Source organism: Streptomyces alanosinicus (assembly GCF_014650595.1).
In the GTDB taxonomy this organism is placed as follows: Bacteria; Actinomycetota; Actinomycetes; order Streptomycetales; family Streptomycetaceae; genus Streptomyces; species Streptomyces alanosinicus.
Map to the genome: position 1 here is coordinate 1 of NZ_BMVG01000077.1, position 17,020 is coordinate 17,020.

Genomic DNA, 17,020 nt, shown 5'->3' on the forward strand with positions numbered 1-17,020 from the left:
ACGCGATGGTGTGGCCGATGGTCGCCGCCGGCACCTCCAACGACGAGATCATGGCCGCCCTGAACATGCGCCCCGACTTCGACGGGAGCAGGACATGACGACGGACACGACGCCCAGGCCGCCCCGGCACACGCTGTCGGTCCTGGTGGAGAACAAGCCCGGGGTACTGGCCCGGGTGACCGCCCTGTTCGCTCGCCGCGGCTTCAACATCGACTCGATCGCCGAAGGTGCCACCGAGCACCCGGAGCTCTCCCGGCTGACCCTCGTGGTGCACGCCGAACCGTCGGCTCTGGAGCAGGTCTGCAAGCAGATCGGCAAGCTCGTCCAGGTGCTGAAGGTGGTCGAACTGGACGCCGACTCCGCCATCCACCGTGAGCTGATGCTGGTCAAGGTGCTCTCGCAGGGCACCGACGACCGGTCCCAGATCCTGGACATAGCGGAGCTGTTCCGCGCCAAGACCGTCGACATCTCCGCGCAGGTGATCACCCTGGAGGCCACCGGCTCCGCCGACAAACTCCAGGCGCTGCTCCGTATGCTCGAACCCTTCGGCGTCCATGAACTGGTCAGGTCGGGGACCATCGCCATCGGACGCGGCCCGGCATCCACCAGCGGCCGCCTCGCACAACGTCTGCACAACGCCGCCTGACCCGGCACCCGTCCCCATGTACACGTCTGGGGGGCCGTGGACGTCGTCCACGGCCCCCCAGACGCGATTTCCAGGCGGTCAGTCGACCGGCCTTCCGTCCGCGGCGATCTCCCGGAACCCGGTGTACGGCACGAGTGCCGGGGGAATGGTCACCGACCCGTCCCGCCGCTGGTTCTGCTCCAGAAGCGCGACGACGGTCCGCCCGACGGGAAGTCCCGATCCGTTCAGCGTGGCCGCGAACTCCTTGCGGCCGCCGCGCCGGACGCGCACGCCGGCCCGGCGCCCCTGGAAGGTGCCGCAGTCCGACACGGAGGAGATCTCCCGGTAGCTGTCCTGGCCGGGCAGCCACACCTCCAGGTCGTAGGTGCGCCGGGCGGAGAACCCGAGGTCACCCGCGCGCAGTTCCACCACCCGGTAGTGCAGCCCGAGCCGGCGCAGGCAGTCCTCGGCATGCGCGGTCAGCAGCCGCAGTTGCTCCGCGGCCTCCTCGGCCGGGCAGATGCGCACCAGTTCCACCTTGGCGAACTCGTGCAGCCGTACCAGGCCACGCGTGTCCCGCCCGTAGGAGCCGGCCTCGGAGCGGAAGCACGACGTATGGGCGGTGAGGGCGAGCGGCAGTTCGTCGGCGTTCAGCGTCTCCTGCTGGAACAGATTGACCAGCGGCACCTCGGCGGTGGGGATGAGGAAGAGCTCGCGTTCGGCGACCCGGGTGGCGAACAGGTCGTCGGCGAACTTCGGCAACTGGCCCGTTCCGGTCATGGCCTGGCGGGTCACCAGGTGCGGCACGGAGTACTCGACGTATCCGTGTTCTCTGGTGTGCAGGTCGAGCAGGAACGACGTCAGCGCCCTCTCCAGTGCCGCCCCGGCACCCCTGAGGACGGCGAAGCGGGCTCCGGACAGCCTGCCCGCCCGCTGCAGGTCCAGGATCCCGGCACGGGTGCCGAGATCGACGTGATCGCGTGGCGCGAAGTCGAAGTCCGGCCGCGCGCCCCACCGCCGTACCTCGCGTGCCGGGTCCTCGTCCGTGCCGTCGGGCACCTCGTCCGCCGGCAGATTCGGGATGCGCAGCATCACCTCCTCAAGGGCGCTCTCGGCTGCCCTGAGTTCCGCGTCCGCCGCGCGCAGGCCCTCCTTGAGCCCGCGCGCCGTGCCCGCCGCGGCCGCGGGCGGCTGACCATGGTGCGCGCCCACGGTGCGGGACAGCTCCTTCAGCTGCGCCCGGAGCCGGTCCCGGTGACCGACGGCCTCGGCACGGTGGGCCACCAGTTTGCCGAGTTCGTCGAGATCGAGGCGGTGGCCGCGGCGGGCGAGTCGCCGTACCGCCTCGGCGGACGGCTCCAGCAGATGACGTGGATCATGCACGGGTCCTCCAGGAGACACGGGCGGGCGGGGAACGTCACGGGGCAAGGGCCTGTTCCAGCAGGGCGCGCAGGTCCGGCGGAGCGAGCGTGGCCAGCCGCGGCCACGCCTCGACGACGGCCGCCGCGCCACCGGCCGCACGGAACTTCTCCGCCATCAGACCGGCGTGCGAGGCCCGCAGCTCGGGCCCGATCCCGCCGTGCGGGACACTCAGCTCACGGGTGAGGACCCGGCCGTCGCGCAGGGTCACCCGCACCCGGGCGGGTGTCGGCTTGGACGCGGTGGTGAAGTCCTTGGCCGGCGGGGTGGTCTCGGGCGCCAGGTCGGCCAGCTGTGCCCCGCCGAACTCCTTGAGCCAGGCGACTCCCTGGGCACCGGCCTGGCGCAGTGCCTCCCCGAACGGGGCGTCACCGGCCAGCAGGGCCCGGGTCATCGTCGTGTCGTGCACCAGCCGGACCTTGTCCGCCAGCTGCCAGCGCTCGGCCGACGACACCTGCGGCTGTGTGAAGTCCTCGATGGTCAGACGCCCCGTCAGCAGTGCCGTCGCCACGGGATAGGGGGTGGTGAGGACCAGAGCACCGACGGGAGAGCGCGGCCCGGCCAGGTAGGGCTCCGCCTTGCGCGCGGCGAAGAGCGTGTAGACGGAGCACTCGACGGCCACGTCGGCCACGTCGGCCGCGTCCCAGGCGCCCAGTTCCGCACCCAGGTCCCGGTGCAGCTCGATGGCGCAGTCGATGGCCGCGTCGATCCCCGGGCCGCCCGGGTGCAGCTTGAAGGAGAGCGTTTCGGTGTGCCATCGCTCCCCGAGCCCCAGGGTCACGGCATCGGGCAGTGGCACCGTGGCGAACTGGCCGAGGAAACCGTCGGGATGCTCGATGATGTCCGGCGCCCCGCGCAGTCCGCCCGCCGCGGCGTCGCACGCGTCCAGTCCCATGCGGACGGCCACCGGCACATGCAGCAGGCGCGCGTCACTGGTGACGAAGCCCCGCAACAGCGTCCACGGGGGTGCGCTCAACGCCAGGGACAGGGCGTTGTGCCACTGTTCGGCGGGGGCCCGCTCGCACGCCAGACGTCCCGCCACCGCGCCCACGATGTGTGTGTGCAGTGCCGTCTGCCCGCGGAACGGGCCCAGTGTGGCCGCGGCGGTCACCCGGGCGGCGCACTCGTCGGCCAGCACCACCGCCCTGAGCAGTTCGGCCCCGGAGAGCCGACGGGCGTACGCGAAGGCGACGGGCACCCCCACCGTGGACGGTCCGAGATGACCGGCGTAGGCGGTGTCATCCAGGTTGAGCCAGGCGCCGGCGGCGGCCAGCACCCGCGCCGACTGAGCGGTGTCGGCCTGGAAGGGCGGGCCCAGGGCGCCGACCAGCCGCCGTCCGTCCCCCTGTCGCAGGCCCGTCCTGATGGCGGCCAGCTGGGAGAGGAGGTGGCTGGAGGCGAAGTCGACGACCCGCTTCGGTATGTCGGAGAGCTCCAGCCGGCCCGCCCACTCCCCCAGCCGCGTCAGCTGCGTCAACCGGCCGTCGGTGCCGGCCGCGCCGGGCGGCGGCGCGGATGCCTCGGTGGTCACCCGCGCGTCCTGTCGTGGGAGGCGAGCACGCTCATCGCGTGCGGCAGTACGTCCACCGTGATGGAGGTGAGGTCCGAGGGCACGACCTCACCGTCGTGCTCGAAGTGCAGGGGCATGCCGTCGAGCCGCTCCAGGGTGATCGAACGCCCCTGCGCGTACGTGGTGCCGGCCGCCTGCACATGACGGCCGGTCCGCATCAGCCGCAGCGCCTCCTGCGGCGGGGTGCTCGGGTCGAGCACACACACATCCAGCAGGCCGTCGTCCCGGACCGAGTGCGGCAGCATCTCCAGCACACCCGCCCGGTAGCGGCTGCCGCCGACGTTGGCCACCACCGTCTTGCCGGAGTGCACCACGACTCCGTCGACCAGTACGCGGCCCTCATAGGGCTGATACGTCTCAAGCGCCTCGGCGATGGCCCGCTGATAGCGGGGACGGCCCGCCACCGGTATCACCGTCGCCCGGGCGGTGGCCTCGGCGAACAGACCTGTGCTCAGCCCGAGGACGACCAGCCGGGAGAGCGGGGAGACACGGGCGAGGTCGAGCTGCCGGGTCTCCGCTTCCCCCGTGAGGGAGGCCACCAGCGCCTTCTGCCAGGGAACGTCGTCCCACAGGGAACGGTAGTTGGAGTTCGCGGTGCCTCCCGGCAGTACGGCGAGCGGTGTACGGGAGGCCCTGGCATCGGCGGTGCCGGCCACGACCTCACGCAAGGTGCCGTCGCCGCCGATGGACACCAGCAGGTCGGGCGGTGTGGGCCCGCACACCCAGTCCTTCGCCAGTTCGGTGGCATGCCCGGGATACCCCGTGCGGACGATGGTCACGTCATCGGCATGGTCCTCGCAGACACCGCGCACCGCGTCCAGGTACTCGGCGGTGGTGGAACCCGCCCGCGGGTTCGCGATGACCACGACGTGCTGCCGGCGAATCCCCTGCAATCCGAACCCCTCCAAGATTTTCCGGCCTGACCGCCTGACCGCCTGACCGCCTGACCGCCCGACCGTTCGCCGGGTCGTCGTGGCCCGCCGCTTGTGTCTACGGTGCTCGATCAGCCTGATCGGGCTCTGACACGGAGCTGACTTCAGATCGATAAGGCCCGCCGCGCAGAAACCGGCAAACGATTTGCAAACAGCCTTGTAGCAACAGTGCCGGAACATGCAATTATTCAATGCTGCAGGCAGTTCAATCGCAGCCACAGACAGGACCGAGCCGAATAAAAAACATGGCCAAATGTTTGATTTGGCCGGACGGGGGATCGGCGTGCTGGAGTTCCGGCTTCTGGGTACCGTAAGTGCGACTTCCGCCAAGGGCGAGCTGCAGCTTGCCGGATATCTGCAGCAGTCCCTCCTGGCCGCCCTCCTGATCGCCGAAGGAAAAGCGGTCTCGCGGGACTATCTGATCGACGAGATCTGGGGCGGCGACCCCCCGAACGGCGTCGAGAACGCCGTACAGGCCCATGTGAGCCGACTGCGGCGCAAGCTCTCAGCCATAGAGGAAGATCCACGGGAGACCAGGCTCACGACGCAGAATTCCGGATACCGCCTGCTGCTGGACGGGGCACGCCTGGACATATCGAAATTCCTGGAGGAATACGAGCGGCTGAAATCAGGAGTCACCGGCACGGACCGTTCCGCGCCGGAGATTCGGCGTATCCTGACGATGTGGCAGGGCCCCATGTACGGCGGCGCCATGGTGGGCCAGGCCTGCCAGGCCGTCGCCGCCCACATCGATGAAGTCCGCCTCGCGCTGTGGGAGTTCCTCTTCGACTGCGACCTGGAGCACTTCGAGCACCGCCGCATCATTCCCGAACTCCAGGCCCTGCTGGTCGAGCACCCCTACAACGAACGATTCCGGCAGCAGCTCATGGTGGCTCTCTACCGAAGCGGCCGGCAGACCGAAGCCCTCGATGTCTATCGCGGACTGCACAGCCAATTATCCGAGGATCTCGGCCTGGCCCCCTCCCCCGCCATGCGTGAATACGAAAGGGCGGTCCTCGAACAGGACCCTTCCCTCCATATCCTGTCCACCCTCCCGCTCCGAGCCCGGCACCCCGTCCCCGCCCACCGCTGAAACAGCGGCCGCGGAGTAACCGGGACACCGTCAGACGGCGGCTGGCCGGTCCGGTCCGCCGGTGCGGAAGACCGGCCAGCAGACCTCGGTCCGCCAGAGCGTGCTGTCCGGGGTCTGGCGCTGACCGGTCAGGTAGTACTCACGCAGCGGTCCGTCGACGGCGAGGGCGTGCCGTGAGACATAGGCGGCCAGCGCGCCGTAGGCACGGTCGATCTCGGAGGGCGGGCCGCAGTGCTCGATCACGGCGAGTTCCGCCGGCGGCACATGCAGCGGCTCGACCCGGCCGAGCGCCCGTACCGTGCCGCCGCAGGGTACGAAGACGGTGGCCGACCCCCGGTGCAGGGTGAACAGCTCGTCCGCGTACACGCCGCCGGCGGGGCCGGTCTCCCGCAGCCCCTGGCTCGCCAGGGTCGCGAACAGTTCGCCGAGGGCGCCCTGGTACCAGGCCCCGATGTCCTGGGCCTCGACCGTCGCCGTGATGGCCGCGGTCGGCACCGCGCCGACGCTGCGCAGCTCGATGGCGGGCGCATCCCCGGACGTGGGCGGCGTCAGCAGGTCCTGGAGTGCCGCGACCGCGCGCTGGGTGCGGCCGAGCTCGTCCTCCAGCCGGCTCAGGTGCGCGCTGATGTGCCGGTTGCGGGTCGCCACGTCCGAGGCGGCCAGGACGGTCCTGATCTCCTCCAGGGGCATGCCGAGGTCCCGGAAGCGGCGCACCACCTGGGCCGTGGGGATCTGCTCGGCCGAGTAGCGCCGGTACCCGGTCTGCGGATCGACGTCGGCCGGTTCCAGCAGACCGATCTCGTGGTAGTGCCGCAGGGTCTTGACCGTCATGTGGGTGGCCCGGGAGAAGTCGCCGATCGGCAGGTAGCTCGTCACGCTTCGATTGTGCGGCCTCCCCCAGGGGGAGAGTTCGGCGGAGCCGTCCCCCTTGACCCTCCCGCCGCGGCCGCCCGGAGCGTGGTGCCCACGGCCGGATCACGGCCGGGTACACACTGAGCAAGGGAGTTGACCCATCATGTCGCAGACGGACGTCGACCAGATCGTGCAGCGCTATGTGGCCGTCTGGAACGAGCCGGACGCCGCCGCACGCAAGCGCGCCGTCGCCGAGCTGTGGGTCCAGGACGGTGTCGAGTTCGTCGAGGGCACGCAGTTCCGCGGCCACGACGGGCTGGTGGAGCGGGTCGCGGAGGCGTACGGGCTGTTCGTCGCCTCCGGGGAGTACGACGTCACGCACGACAAGCACGTCACCGTGCACGACGATGTCGTCATGCTCACCATTCAGCTGACACACGCCAAGGGCGCGAAGCTCGGCGAAGTGGGCTGGGCCGCCCGGGTCTTCCTCGTCCTGGACGACGACGGCCGGATCGTGCACGACTACCACCTGACCGTCCAGCCGCTGCCCGAGGCATAGGGCCTGGGCAGCACGCGTGCCACTCAACTCTCCGTAGACATCGATGAGTTGGCGTCCGGCGTGACGACTCCGAGGTTGGTGGCCGCGTTGGCGGTCCGCAGGGTGCGGGCCAGGGACACGGCCGGGCCGATGGCCCAGAGGTGCAGGTAGAACAGGCGGGGGTTGTCGCTCAGCGCGTGATTGTGCAGCTCGACGACGTCGATGCCGCCGTGCCGCAGGGTCTTGACGACCTGCTGGACCTCGCCCGCGGTCATGACGAAGTCCCCGCTCACCGCGGCACTGCCGTGCCCCACGGAGCGGAAGGTGAAGGAGGTCGTCACCCCCATGGCGGGCGGCACCACACAGTCGTCGTCGCTGATGGTCTCCGCGCGGGCGAAGGAGAAACGGTAGCCGTCCAGGCTCACCCCCTTCGCGCCGAGTGCCGCGTCGATCGCGGCGGTGTCGAGACCGGCCGGAGGGGCCGTGTCGGGGTCGCGGGGCCCGGGGGTGGCCGTGGCGTCCAGGCCGGCTCGCATGGCGACGGCCAGGGCCACCGGGTCGGTGGAGACTCCCCGGATGTGCGTCCACCACAGGGCGGGCCGGTGGGCGAGCAGATGCTTGTGGATCGCGCACTGTTCCAGGCCGTGGGCCTGGACGGCGTCGGTGACCCGCTGCAGCTCGGTCTCGGTGGCGACCACGTCGCCCATCAGCATCGTACGGCCGTCCGGGTAGCGGGCGAACGCCGCGTACGACGCCTCCACCAGGCCGCTGACCCCGTACGAGGACAGGTCCAGGTCGTACCGGGGAAACGTGGCCCGGTACACGAGGCCGTCCGTGCCCAACCGGCCGACCCCGTCCAGCCGCTCGGCCACCGGCTGCCAGTCCGCGGGACGCGTCACCACGGGGTGCTGCGGCGATCCGGGGGCGGCGTCGGCGTCACCCGTGTTCCGGGCGCGGGTCGCGGCCTGTGCCATGGAGGTCTCGGTCAGGGTGGAGGCCAGTGCGCCGCCCGTGAGGAGGAAGCCGCGCCGCGATGATGTCCGAGGTGTGCTGCGGTCTGGCTCCATACCCGGTCCGTCTCCTTTTCCCGGCTCATTGCTCCCGGCTGCTCGCACCCCGGCTCATCCGGGCCGGACCGGCAGAACCGTTCCGGGACAGCCGTTTCGGGACAGCTGTTTCGGGACAGCCGTTTCGGGATAGCCGATTCCGCCGCCCGGGTGGGGGCGACACGAGCGGCTTTCGCCTGGTCGTGGGAGGCCGCGTACTCCCCTGAGGCGAGTGCGACGGGGAAGATGAGGCATGCGCCCGGATGACTGGCACCTCACCGAAGACCTCGACGACTTCCTCGCCCGAGCCGGCGACTTCCTGCGCTCGCGCCCCGTCCTGCACAACACGCCGCTGACGGTGCTGGAGCGACTGCGCACCCGTGGGGCGGACACATACGGCCCCGGAGCCACCGTCTTCGGCCGGCTGGAGTCAGGGGGCGAGGTCCGCGCCGTCTTCTACCGCCTCGCGACCCGCCGGCTGGCCGTCACCCCGCTCTCCCCCGAGCAGGCCGACACCCTCGCCGCCCGCCTGGCCGGGCTCGGGCACACCCCCTCGGGCATCACCGCGGACCACGACAGCGCCACCGCTTTCGCCGCGGCATGGCGGCGGCACGCGGGCGCCGCGGCGGTGGCCGACTGGCGGGGCCGGCTCCACCGGCTCGGCACGCTCACCCCACCCGGGCCGCCTCCCGAGGGCCGGGGCCGGGTCCTGGGCGCGCGGGACCAGGAGCAACTCATCGACTGGTGCAACGAGTTCGCCGCCGCCGTCGGCGAAGCCCCCACCCTGGACGCCGGCTCCTGGGCCGACTCCCGCTTCGCCGACAAACACTTCACGTTCTGGGAGACCCCGGACGGCACTCCCGTCTCCTTCGCCGGCTCGACGTCGGTGATCGGCGGCATGGTCCGGGTGGACCCCGTCTACACCCCGGCCCACCTCCGGGGGCGTGGCTACGCGGGCGCGGTGACGGTCGAGGTGAGCAGGGCCGCGCTGGCCGCGGGCGCCTCGGAGGTCGTGCTGTTCACCAACCCCGCCAACCCCACGAGCAACGCCCTCTATCGGCGCATCGGATATGTCCCCGTCTGCGAGTTCACCGGGTACGCCTTCTCCTGCGACTCCTCCCACGACGTCCAAGAGGCCGGTGAGGAGCGGATGGAGGGGGCCATGGGGGCGGCTTGAGGGACGGGGGTGTCCGGGCTTGATCCGTGGTCGCGGCGGGGTCGACCGGGATCGGGGAGCGTGGTGGTGCGGTGCGCGGGCAGGTCGCCGACAAGGCCGTTGAGCAGCGTGTGCGTGGCGCTGGGCGGCATCAGGCCGGGGAAATCGGGGAGCTGTGGACCGCTTTCGGCCGAGCAGTGGGGCGGCGCGCGGCTCGACCGATGAGTGCTTGAATCGCAGGGCGGAGGCGCAGCGAGACAGGGGCCGGGTATGGGACACCGTGAGGATCTGCTCGACGGAGCGAGGCGCTGTCTGCTGCGGAAGGGGTTCGCACGGACGACGGCGCGGGACATCGTCAAGGAGTCGGGGACCAACCTCGCGTCGATCGGCTATCACTACGGTTCGAAGGACGCACTGCTGGCCCAGGCCTTCATCGGGCTGATCCGTGACGTCGGCGACGCCATGGCCGCGGGCGAGCCGCATGTCGCGAACAACATGCGGGAAGGCTCCCTGGAACGCTTCCGGGCGGGGTGGGAGGGCATCATCCGGACCTTCCCGGAGCACCGGGCCGTCTGGCAGCTCAACCTGGAGGCAGCCCAGATGGCCGACCGTATGCCGGAGGTCTGGGAGCTGCTCACCAAGATGCAGAGCGAGGGGCGGGCCGGGCTGATCCGGACGTTCACCGGCCGCCCCGAGGACGCCCTGGACGGACCGGCGGTGGACAGCCTCGGCGCCTTCTACCAGGTCCTGCTGAGCGGGCTCACGGTCCAGCTGCTGTTCGACCCCGACGCCGCACCCGACGCGGCACGGCTCACCGAAGGGCTGCGCCGCATCATGGAGCTGGCCCGGACGCCGGGTTGAGCCGGCGCTACTTCGTGCAGGCCTTGGTCAGTTCGCCCGCCGAGTCCTTGACCGGGCTGAGGTCGGGGCTCTTGTCGCCGTTCTTGATGGACGAGCTGACGTTGTCCACGGCCTTGCCGAGGTCGTCGACCGCCTTGTTCACATCGACGTTGTCGGTCTGGTGGCCGATGTCGTCCAGGTTCTTGTGGATGGGTGTGAAGTAGGTGTTGGCCCTCGACGGGTCGAGTGCCGCGTCCCGTGCCGCCTGCTGGAGGTCGGAGACGCTGTCCGCGATGGCGTTGGCGGTGCGCACGCATTCCAGTGTGCGGTGGGCGGCGGCGCAGCCGGTGGCGGTGAGCGCTGTGGCGAGGGCGGTGACGGCCATGGCGGTGACGGCCGTGGCGCGGCCTCGGCGTAAGCGACGAGGTGTCATGTCGGCGTATCCCTTCCCCTGGTACGACCCGGCCGGGCGCACGGTGTTGTCGTACGGGGCGCCCTCACCCATGGTGCCGTGGGCGAGGGCGCCCTGGTGGTACGGTCCACGCGGCCTCGACCGCCGCTGCCCCCGCCCCTCCAGGAAGGCCCCGGTGGCACGCGAGCCGGTGCGTCCCGGAGGCCGCTTCAGCCCTTCCGGTCGTCGTCGGTGGCGAGGCGGGCGTGGAGGTGGGAGTCGTGGCGGATGCCGTCGGTGTCGACGAAGAAGTCCCGCATGGTGCCTTCCAGGCGGAAGCCGGCCCTGGTCGCGACCTTGCACGAGCCGGGGTTGAGCAGGGCGTGGTCCAGGGTGACGCGGTGCAGTCCGAGGCCGCCGTCCGCGACCGGGGTGAACGCCCAACGTGCCGCGGCGTCCAGGGACTTGGCGGCCAGTCGCCGGCCGCGGGGGTCACCCAGTAGGAGACGACGGCCTGGTCCGGGAGGCGGTTGATCTCCCGGATGCCGAGTGCCCCGAGCAGCGTGCCGCGTACGGGGTCGGCGACGGCGAACACCGCGTCACCGCTCTCCCAGCAGGACAGGCGCGGCGCGAGCCAGATCCGGGCCCGGTCGCCGGGCGCCGCCTCGACCACGGCCCGGCCCGCCGCCCAGCGCAGGATGCCGGCATCGTGCAGGGCCTCGGCGACGGCGGGCTCGTCCGTTTCGGCCAGCGGCCGCAGCAGCAGGTCGTCCGCGCTGATCGTCCGCGGTCCGAGGGCGCTCGTCGACAGACTCATGCCCTCGTTCTATACGATCAGTCCGGCGCCTGCAGCCGTTTGCGACCGTGCGTTCGAGGCCCGGGCCTCACACCACCCCTTGCGCCAGCATCGCCTCCGCCACCCGTTCGAAGCCCGCGATGTTCGCGCCCGTCACATAGTCACCGGGCACGCCGTACTGCTCGGCGGTCTGCCAGCACAGATCGTGGATCTCCCGCATCACCGTGGCCAGTTCGCTCTCCACGCGCTGCCGGGTCCAGGACTCGCGGCCGCTGTTCTGCCGCATCTCCAGCGCGCTGACCGCGACACCGCCGGCGTTGGCCGCCTTGCCCGGTCCGAACGCCACCCCGGCGTCCCGCAGCACATTGGCCGCCGCCGGGGTCACCGGCATGTTCGCGCCCTCCGACACCGCCTTCACGCCGCCGCGCACCAGCGCCAGCGCATCGGCGGCGTCCAGTTCGTTCTGCGTGGCCGACGGCAGCGCCACATCGGCGGGGACCTCCCACACCGAGCCGCCCGGCACGAACACCGCCGAGCCGCCGCGGCGTTCGGCGTAGTCCCGTACCCGGCCCCGCTCGACCTCCTTGATCTGCTTGAGCAGTTCGAGGTCGATGCCCTTGTCGTCGACGACGTAGCCGGCGGAGTCGGACACCGTGATCGCCCGTGCCCCCAGCTCCCGCAGCTTCTCGACGGTGTACAGGGCGACGTTCCCGGAGCCGGACACCAGCACCTGCTGGCCCGGCAGATCCTCGCCGCGTCGACGCAGCATCTCGGCCGCGAACAGCACATTGCCGTACCCGGTGGCCTCCACCCGCCCGGCCGAGCCGCCCCAGCCCAGGCCCTTGCCGGTCAGGACGCCCGCCTCCCAGCGGTTGGTGATGCGCCGGTACTGGCCGAACAGGTAGCCGATCTCCCGGCCGCCCACGCCGATGTCCCCGGCCGGTACGTCCGTACGGTCGCCGATGTGCCGGTACAGCTCCGTCATGAACGACTGGCAGAACCGCATCACCTCGGCGTCCGAGCGGCCGCGCGGGTCGAAGTCGCTGCCGCCCTTGCCGCCGCCGATGCCGAGGCCCGTCAGCGCGTTCTTGAAGATCTGCTCGAAGCCGAGGAACTTCACGATGCCGAGATTCACCGAGGGGTGGAAGCGCAGGCCGCCCTTGTAGGGGCCGAGGGCGCTGTTGAACTCCACCCGGAAGCCGCGGTTGACCCGCACCCGGCCCGAGTCGTCCGTCCACGGGACCCGGAACAGCACCTGCCGCTCAGGTTCGCAGATCCGCTCGATCAGAGCGGCGTCCGCCAGCTCGGGACGGGCCGCGAGCACCGGCGCCAGGGTCTCCAGGACCTCTCGCGCGGCCTGGTGGAACTCCGGCTCCGCGGGGTTGCGGCGGACGACCTCGGCGTAGACACCGTCGAGTCTTTCGCGTGCGGATGCTTCTGTCATGCCAACCTCTTTCGTCCGGGTCGAGCGGGCGGAGGCACCAGCGGACGGGTCACCGGGACGGGCGGTCGCCCTCCTGCGTGTCCGGACCGAGGGGCGGCTCGATGGACGGTGCGTAACGCGCCTGCGCTGCCGTGTTCCGCGTCCCCCCACCGTGCCGCCGTCCGCTATGGCGGCGCCGGAGCGGCGGACGACCGGTGTATCGGGTTCTCACCTCCCGGAGGTGGTGCTGACGACACCCCTGTAGACGGGTTCTGGGGCCCGTGTGGGGCGGCCGGGGAGTCCGTAGCGTCATGTGCGGGCCACCAGGCGTCCGAATGGAGAGTGATGACGATGTTGCGCACAGGCTCGGGCCACCACCGGAGCACGGCACCCGCCCAGGAGGCGCTGTGGCTGGTGAAGGTGACGAAGACGCATGGCTCGGGCAGCGGTGCGGTGACCGCGCTGGACGAGGTCTCGCTACGGCTGCGGCGGGGCACGTTCACCGCGGTGATGGGGCCCTCGGGTTCCGGCAAGTCCACGCTGCTGCGGTGCGCGGCCGGTCTCGACCGGCCCGACCGGGGCGTCGTACGGGTCGACGGCGCGGAACTGACCGGGGGTGACGAGGCGGCGCTGACGCGGTTCCGGCGGGACCGGGTGGGTTTCGTCTTCCAGGACTACAACCTGCTGGAGACGCTGACCGTCGCCGAGAACACGGTGCTGCCCCTGAAGCTGGCCGGGCGGCGCGTCGACCGGGAGCGGGTGCGGGAGGTCCTGGACCTGGTGGGGCTCGGCGACCGGCTGCAGCACCGGCCGCACCAGCTCTCCGGCGGCCAGCGGCAGCGGGTGGCGATCGCCCGGGCGCTGGTGACCGAGCCCCGGCTGATCTTCGCGGACGAGCCCACCGGCGCGTTGGACACACGCAGCGCGCGGGAGGTGATGCGGCTGCTGCGGGAGGCCGTACAGGTGCATGGCCGGACCGTGGTGATGGTGACGCACGACCCGGTGGTCGCCGCCTGTGCCGACGCGGTGGTGTTCCTGGCGGACGGCCGGGTGGCGGGAGAGCTGCCGGAGCCGACGGTGGACGCGGTCGCCGAGCGGCTGGCGCACCTGGGCGACAGCGTTCCGGCGGGGGTGTGAGCGATGATGCTGATCCTGGCTGTGAAGTCGGTCCGGCACCGTCCGGGGCGCTTTCTCGCGACCCTGCTCGCCGCCTTCCTCGGCGCGGCCGTCGTGATGGTGTTCGGCTCGCTCGACGACACGGCCGCGCGGCCCGGCATCGACCCGGTGAGCGCGGATTCGCTGAGCACCACGGCGAGCATCGTCGGCGGTTACGGCTCCCTGCTGGTGTTCTGCGCCATCGCCTCGACGCTGACGGTGAATGTGCGTCAGCGGTCGGCCGAACTCGAACTGCTGCGCCGTTCGGGGGCGACACCGGCGCAGCTGACGCGGATGGTCGTGGGTGAGGCGGTCACCGTGGCGCTGGCGGGCGGTCTGCTCGCGATCGGCCCGGCGATGGCCGCGGGCCGCGCGCTGCTGGGGGTGTTCCAGGACGGCGGGCAGGTGACACACGGCGTCGCCTACTCCTTCGGTCCCGTCGCCCTGCTGTCCGGCATCGGCACCACCCTCCTCGCGGCGGCGGGCGCCGCCTTCCTCGCCGTACGACGGGCGACGCGGCCCGCCCCGGCGACCGGCCGGGCCCGTACGGTCCTCGGCGCCGCGGCGCTGGCCGCCGGTGCCGGTTCGGTGCTCTCCACGTACGCGTTCGCCGCGACCGACGAGTGGCTGATGGCGGCGCCGGCGTACGGGGCGATCCTGCTGTCGGTGGGCTGCGCCCTGCTGGCGCCGCCGCTGCTCGGAAGGCTGCTGCGACGGCTGCCCCTGGACGGTGCGTCCGGCTGGCTGGCCGTGCGCAATGTGCGCCGCCGGGCCGACCAGCTGGCCGGGATCCTGTCCTCGCTCGTGCTGTTCACCGCCGTGGCCACCGTGACCCTGTCCCTGCAGGCCGTGGAGACCAGGGCCGTCGAGGCCTCCGGGGCGGTCCGCTCGGTCGACGCCAGGACCCTGCAGAACGTCAACCTCACCGTGGTCGGCATCGTCGTGGCGTTCGTCTGCGTGATGCTGGTCAACTCCCTCTACGCGGCGACGTCATACCGCGGGCGGGAGTTCGGGCAGCAGCGGCTGGCCGGCGGCACACCGGGACAGGTGCTGACGACGGTGGCGGCCGAGAGCCTGATCGTGACGGCGGCCGGCGTGCTGCTCGGTTCTCTGACCGCGCTGGCCGGGATCATCCCCTTCACCATGGTCCGCGCCGGAGGGCTGCTGCCGGACGCGAGTCTCGGCATCTGGCCGGCCGTGGTGGCGGTCGCCGCGGCGGCCACCCTGGGCACCAGCCTGCTGACGGCCCGCCGGGTCGTGCGCACGCCGATGGTGCGGGCAGTGGCCGCCGCCTGAGCAGGCGAACGGCGCCACGGCACTCCGCGGCGCCGCACGCCGCGGGGTCAGCCGCGCAGGAGCACCGGCAGGGCGGTCAGCCGGCTGCCCAGGGTGCCGCCGATATCGGCCTGGCGCAGGTCAGGGTAGGCGACGGCCAGACGGGCCCCGGGGTGGTCCTCGGCGAACGCCTGGGTGAGCGCGCGCATCTGGACCATGGCGAGCTGTGCGCCGATGCAGTAGTGGTTGCCCACGCCGAACACCAGGTCAGGGCCGGGGCGGCCGTCGGTGTCGACGTTGATGCCGAACAGGTCGACCAGTACCGGTGCGCGCGGGGGCAGCGTGACACCGGCCAGTTCGACCTCGCTCTCGGCGAACCGCCACAGGGTGAAGGGGGCCGGCGGGTGCCGGCGCAGGACGCTCTGCACGAAAGCGTCGAGTTCCTTACGGTCCGTGCCGGGCATGCCGTGGTGCAGGAGGTCGGCCACCAGGAAGCCCAGGGAGGCCTCCATGGTCGGCTGGCCGGCGAAGATGATCAGGAAGATGAAGTAGCGCAGATCCTCGACGCTGGTGTCGGCGGGCAGCCGGTCGCGCAGTTCGGCGGCGGCGCCGTCACCCGCCTCCAGGGCCGCGTCGGCCAGTGCGCCGAACGCCGCCATGGCCGCGGAGAAGGTGTCCGGATCGAGGCTGAACAGGTTCCGGCAGGCGGTGATCGCCTCATCGACACGGTCGCCCGGTATGCCGAGCACCTCGCACACCACCGTCATCGGGAAGCGCGAGGTGAAGTCGGCGGCGAGATCGACCGGATCGCCCGCGGGCGTCGTCGCGGCCAGGTCGGCGAGGAGTTCGCGGGCGGCGGCCAGCATCCGGTCGTAGAAGCGGCCGATGCCGCGCGCGGAGAACATGGGCGCGTGAGCCCGGCGCAGCCGGGCGTGCTCCGCACCGTCGAGGGTGGTCAGGGAGGTCTGTTCGGCGACGGGCCGCTCCAGGCCGGCCGTGCGCCGGTCCCAGTCCGTCGGCGCCATCGCGGGGTCCTTCACGAACCGTGGGTCGGTGAGCACCTGCCTGGCCAGTTCCGCCTCGGTGACGATCCATGCCGGTCCGCCCGCGGGTGCCTCCACCTGGACCAGCCGTCCGGCCGCGCGTAAGTCGGCGTGGGCCTCCTTGTGCTCGGTGATGGCGCGTTCGGTGGGGACGAACGGGTCGATCTTGTCGGACATGAGCCCTCCGGGGGAGCGTCGGCAGCGGACGTCTCCGATCATCCTTGAGGCTCATGGCTGTCGCCGGTGTCCCACGGACCTTTTTCGCCAGTCCGTGGCCGGACCCGCGCGGCCGGCCCTCAGCGTGTCATCGCACGGTCCAGGTGTCGCCGCCGGCCAGCAGATCGGCGAGGTCGCCCTTGCCCTTCTGCTCGATCGCGGTGTCGAGCTGCTCGGCCATCGCCGTGTCGTAGACGGGCCGTTCGACGTCGCGGAGGACGCCGATGGGGGTGTGGTGGAGGGTGTCGGGGTCGGCGAGGCGGGAGAGGGCGAAGGCGGTGGTGGGGGACGCGGCGTGGGCGTCGTGGACCAGGATGTCGGCCTCGTTCTCCGTGGTGACGGTGACGACCTCCAGGTCGCCGGTGGTCCGGTTGCGTACGACGCCGCGCGTGCCGTCGGCGCCGAAGCGGATCGGCTGCCCGTGTTCGAGGCGGATCACCGCGTCCTGGGCCTGCTGTTTGTCCTTCAGGGCGTCGAAGGCGCCGTCGTTGAAGATGTTGCAGTTCTGGTAGATCTCGACCAGCGCGGTCCCCCGGTGCTCGGCCGCCGCGCGCAGGACCCCGGTCAGATGACCGCGGTCGGAGTCGACGGTGCGGGCGACGAAGGACGCCTCCGCGCCGATGGCCAGCGACACCGGGTTGAACGGGGCG

Annotated in this window: 15 protein-coding genes and 1 pseudogene; 7 read left to right on the forward strand and 9 right to left on the reverse strand. The window is 71.7% G+C overall.

Features of this window, described 5'->3' with window-relative positions; translation table 11 throughout:
• The first annotated feature begins 94 nt into the window (after positions 1-94).
• On the forward strand, positions 95-646 hold the full coding sequence (gene ilvN, locus IE277_RS45420; protein ID WP_189959834.1) for an acetolactate synthase small subunit: 552 nt from the start codon (positions 95-97) through the stop codon (positions 644-646).
• Positions 647-724: 78 nt separating this feature from the next.
• Here the strand turns inward: ilvN and serS are convergent, their stop codons facing one another.
• Genes serS through IE277_RS45435 form a run of 3 tightly spaced genes read right to left on the reverse strand, consistent with a single transcriptional unit; the run spans position 725 to position 4,507 of the window.
• On the reverse strand, positions 725-2,008 hold the full coding sequence (serS, locus tag IE277_RS45425; protein ID WP_189959836.1) for a serine--tRNA ligase: 1,284 nt from the start codon (positions 2,006-2,008) through the stop codon (positions 725-727).
• A 34-nt stretch (positions 2,009-2,042) separates the two neighbouring features.
• Positions 2,043-3,575, reverse strand: coding sequence for an MmgE/PrpD family protein (locus tag IE277_RS45430; protein WP_308433489.1), 1,533 nt, complete (start codon positions 3,573-3,575; stop codon positions 2,043-2,045).
• Positions 3,572-4,507 carry a diacylglycerol/lipid kinase family protein gene (locus IE277_RS45435; RefSeq protein ID WP_229882553.1) on the reverse strand — a complete coding sequence of 312 codons (936 nt, stop codon included), beginning with the start codon at positions 4,505-4,507 and terminating at the stop codon, positions 3,572-3,574. Before IE277_RS45435 ends, IE277_RS45430 begins: the two co-directional genes overlap by 4 nt.
• Before the next feature lie 217 nt (positions 4,508-4,724).
• Between IE277_RS45435 and IE277_RS45440 the strand changes: the two genes are divergently transcribed.
• Positions 4,725-5,639 (forward strand): AfsR/SARP family transcriptional regulator, encoded by a 915-nt coding sequence (locus IE277_RS45440; RefSeq protein WP_229882554.1) that lies wholly within the window; start codon positions 4,725-4,727, stop codon positions 5,637-5,639.
• Positions 5,640-5,669: 30 nt separating this feature from the next.
• On the opposite strand, the gene IE277_RS45445 is transcribed toward IE277_RS45440, so the two are convergent.
• Positions 5,670-6,515: a MerR family transcriptional regulator gene (locus tag IE277_RS45445; protein WP_189959840.1), complete on the reverse strand. Its 846-nt coding sequence runs from the start codon at positions 6,513-6,515 to the stop codon at positions 5,670-5,672.
• A gap of 139 nt (positions 6,516-6,654) precedes the next feature.
• On the opposite strand from IE277_RS45445, the gene IE277_RS45450 reads away from it, so the two are divergent.
• Positions 6,655-7,050 (forward strand): nuclear transport factor 2 family protein, encoded by a 396-nt coding sequence (locus tag IE277_RS45450; protein ID WP_189959842.1) that lies wholly within the window; start codon positions 6,655-6,657, stop codon positions 7,048-7,050.
• Between the two features lie 23 nt (positions 7,051-7,073).
• Here IE277_RS45450 and IE277_RS45455 read toward each other — a convergent pair whose 3' ends face one another.
• Positions 7,074-8,096: a DUF1259 domain-containing protein gene (locus IE277_RS45455; RefSeq protein ID WP_229882555.1), complete on the reverse strand. Its 1,023-nt coding sequence runs from the start codon at positions 8,094-8,096 to the stop codon at positions 7,074-7,076.
• A 232-nt stretch (positions 8,097-8,328) separates the two neighbouring features.
• Between IE277_RS45455 and IE277_RS45460 the strand changes: the two genes are divergently transcribed.
• Both IE277_RS45460 and IE277_RS45465 read left to right on the forward strand, forming a co-directional pair.
• On the forward strand, positions 8,329-9,252 hold the full coding sequence (locus tag IE277_RS45460; RefSeq protein WP_189959844.1) for a GNAT family N-acetyltransferase: 924 nt from the start codon (positions 8,329-8,331) through the stop codon (positions 9,250-9,252).
• A 249-nt stretch (positions 9,253-9,501) separates the two neighbouring features.
• Positions 9,502-10,092 (forward strand): TetR/AcrR family transcriptional regulator, encoded by a 591-nt coding sequence (locus tag IE277_RS45465; protein ID WP_189959847.1) that lies wholly within the window; start codon positions 9,502-9,504, stop codon positions 10,090-10,092.
• A 7-nt stretch (positions 10,093-10,099) separates the two neighbouring features.
• Here IE277_RS45465 and IE277_RS45470 read toward each other — a convergent pair whose 3' ends face one another.
• Positions 10,100-10,504, reverse strand: coding sequence for a hypothetical protein (locus IE277_RS45470; RefSeq protein WP_189959860.1), 405 nt, complete (start codon positions 10,502-10,504; stop codon positions 10,100-10,102).
• Between the two features lie 842 nt (positions 10,505-11,346).
• Positions 11,347-12,702 (reverse strand): NADP-specific glutamate dehydrogenase, encoded by a 1,356-nt coding sequence (gene gdhA, locus IE277_RS45480; RefSeq protein WP_189959849.1) that lies wholly within the window; start codon positions 12,700-12,702, stop codon positions 11,347-11,349.
• A 324-nt stretch (positions 12,703-13,026) separates the two neighbouring features.
• On the opposite strand from gdhA, the gene IE277_RS45485 reads away from it, so the two are divergent.
• Both IE277_RS45485 and IE277_RS45490 read left to right on the forward strand, forming a co-directional pair.
• On the forward strand, positions 13,027-13,818 hold the full coding sequence (locus tag IE277_RS45485) for an ABC transporter ATP-binding protein (protein WP_373311015.1): 792 nt from the start codon (positions 13,027-13,029) through the stop codon (positions 13,816-13,818).
• Between the two features lie 6 nt (positions 13,819-13,824).
• A complete protein-coding gene (locus tag IE277_RS45490) occupies positions 13,825-15,132 on the forward strand; it encodes an FtsX-like permease family protein (protein ID WP_189959862.1) in 1,308 nt (435 codons plus the stop codon).
• A gap of 47 nt (positions 15,133-15,179) precedes the next feature.
• Here the strand turns inward: IE277_RS45490 and IE277_RS45495 are convergent, their stop codons facing one another.
• Positions 15,180-16,331, reverse strand: a complete 1,152-nt coding sequence (locus IE277_RS45495) for a cytochrome P450 family protein (RefSeq protein WP_189959852.1) — start codon at positions 16,329-16,331, stop codon at positions 15,180-15,182.
• A 127-nt stretch (positions 16,332-16,458) separates the two neighbouring features.
• Positions 16,459-17,020, reverse strand: a pseudogene (locus IE277_RS45500) (2-oxoacid:ferredoxin oxidoreductase subunit beta); the annotation flags it as partial.

Excerpts from the sequence above, each read along its gene's own strand:
- IE277_RS45490 (WP_189959862.1), top strand. The coding sequence starts at position 13,825 with ATGCTGATCCTGGCTGTGAAGTCGGTCCGGCACCGTCCGGGGCGCTTT.
- ilvN (WP_189959834.1), top strand. The coding sequence starts at position 95 with ATGACGACGGACACGACGCCCAGGCCGCCCCGGCACACGCTGTCGGTC.
- IE277_RS45460 (WP_189959844.1), top strand. The coding sequence starts at position 8,329 with ATGCGCCCGGATGACTGGCACCTCACCGAAGACCTCGACGACTTCCTC.
- IE277_RS45495 (WP_189959852.1), bottom strand. The coding sequence starts at position 16,331 with ATGTCCGACAAGATCGACCCGTTCGTCCCCACCGAACGCGCCATCACC.
- IE277_RS45455 (WP_229882555.1), bottom strand. The coding sequence starts at position 8,096 with ATGGAGCCAGACCGCAGCACACCTCGGACATCATCGCGGCGCGGCTTC.
- gdhA (WP_189959849.1), bottom strand. The coding sequence starts at position 12,702 with ATGACAGAAGCATCCGCACGCGAAAGACTCGACGGTGTCTACGCCGAG.
- IE277_RS45440 (WP_229882554.1), top strand. The coding sequence starts at position 4,725 with ATGCAATTATTCAATGCTGCAGGCAGTTCAATCGCAGCCACAGACAGG.
- IE277_RS45465 (WP_189959847.1), top strand. The coding sequence starts at position 9,502 with ATGGGACACCGTGAGGATCTGCTCGACGGAGCGAGGCGCTGTCTGCTG.
- IE277_RS45485 (WP_373311015.1), top strand. The coding sequence starts at position 13,027 with ATGACGATGTTGCGCACAGGCTCGGGCCACCACCGGAGCACGGCACCC.
- IE277_RS45470 (WP_189959860.1), bottom strand. The coding sequence starts at position 10,504 with ATGACACCTCGTCGCTTACGCCGAGGCCGCGCCACGGCCGTCACCGCC.
- IE277_RS45450 (WP_189959842.1), top strand. The coding sequence starts at position 6,655 with ATGTCGCAGACGGACGTCGACCAGATCGTGCAGCGCTATGTGGCCGTC.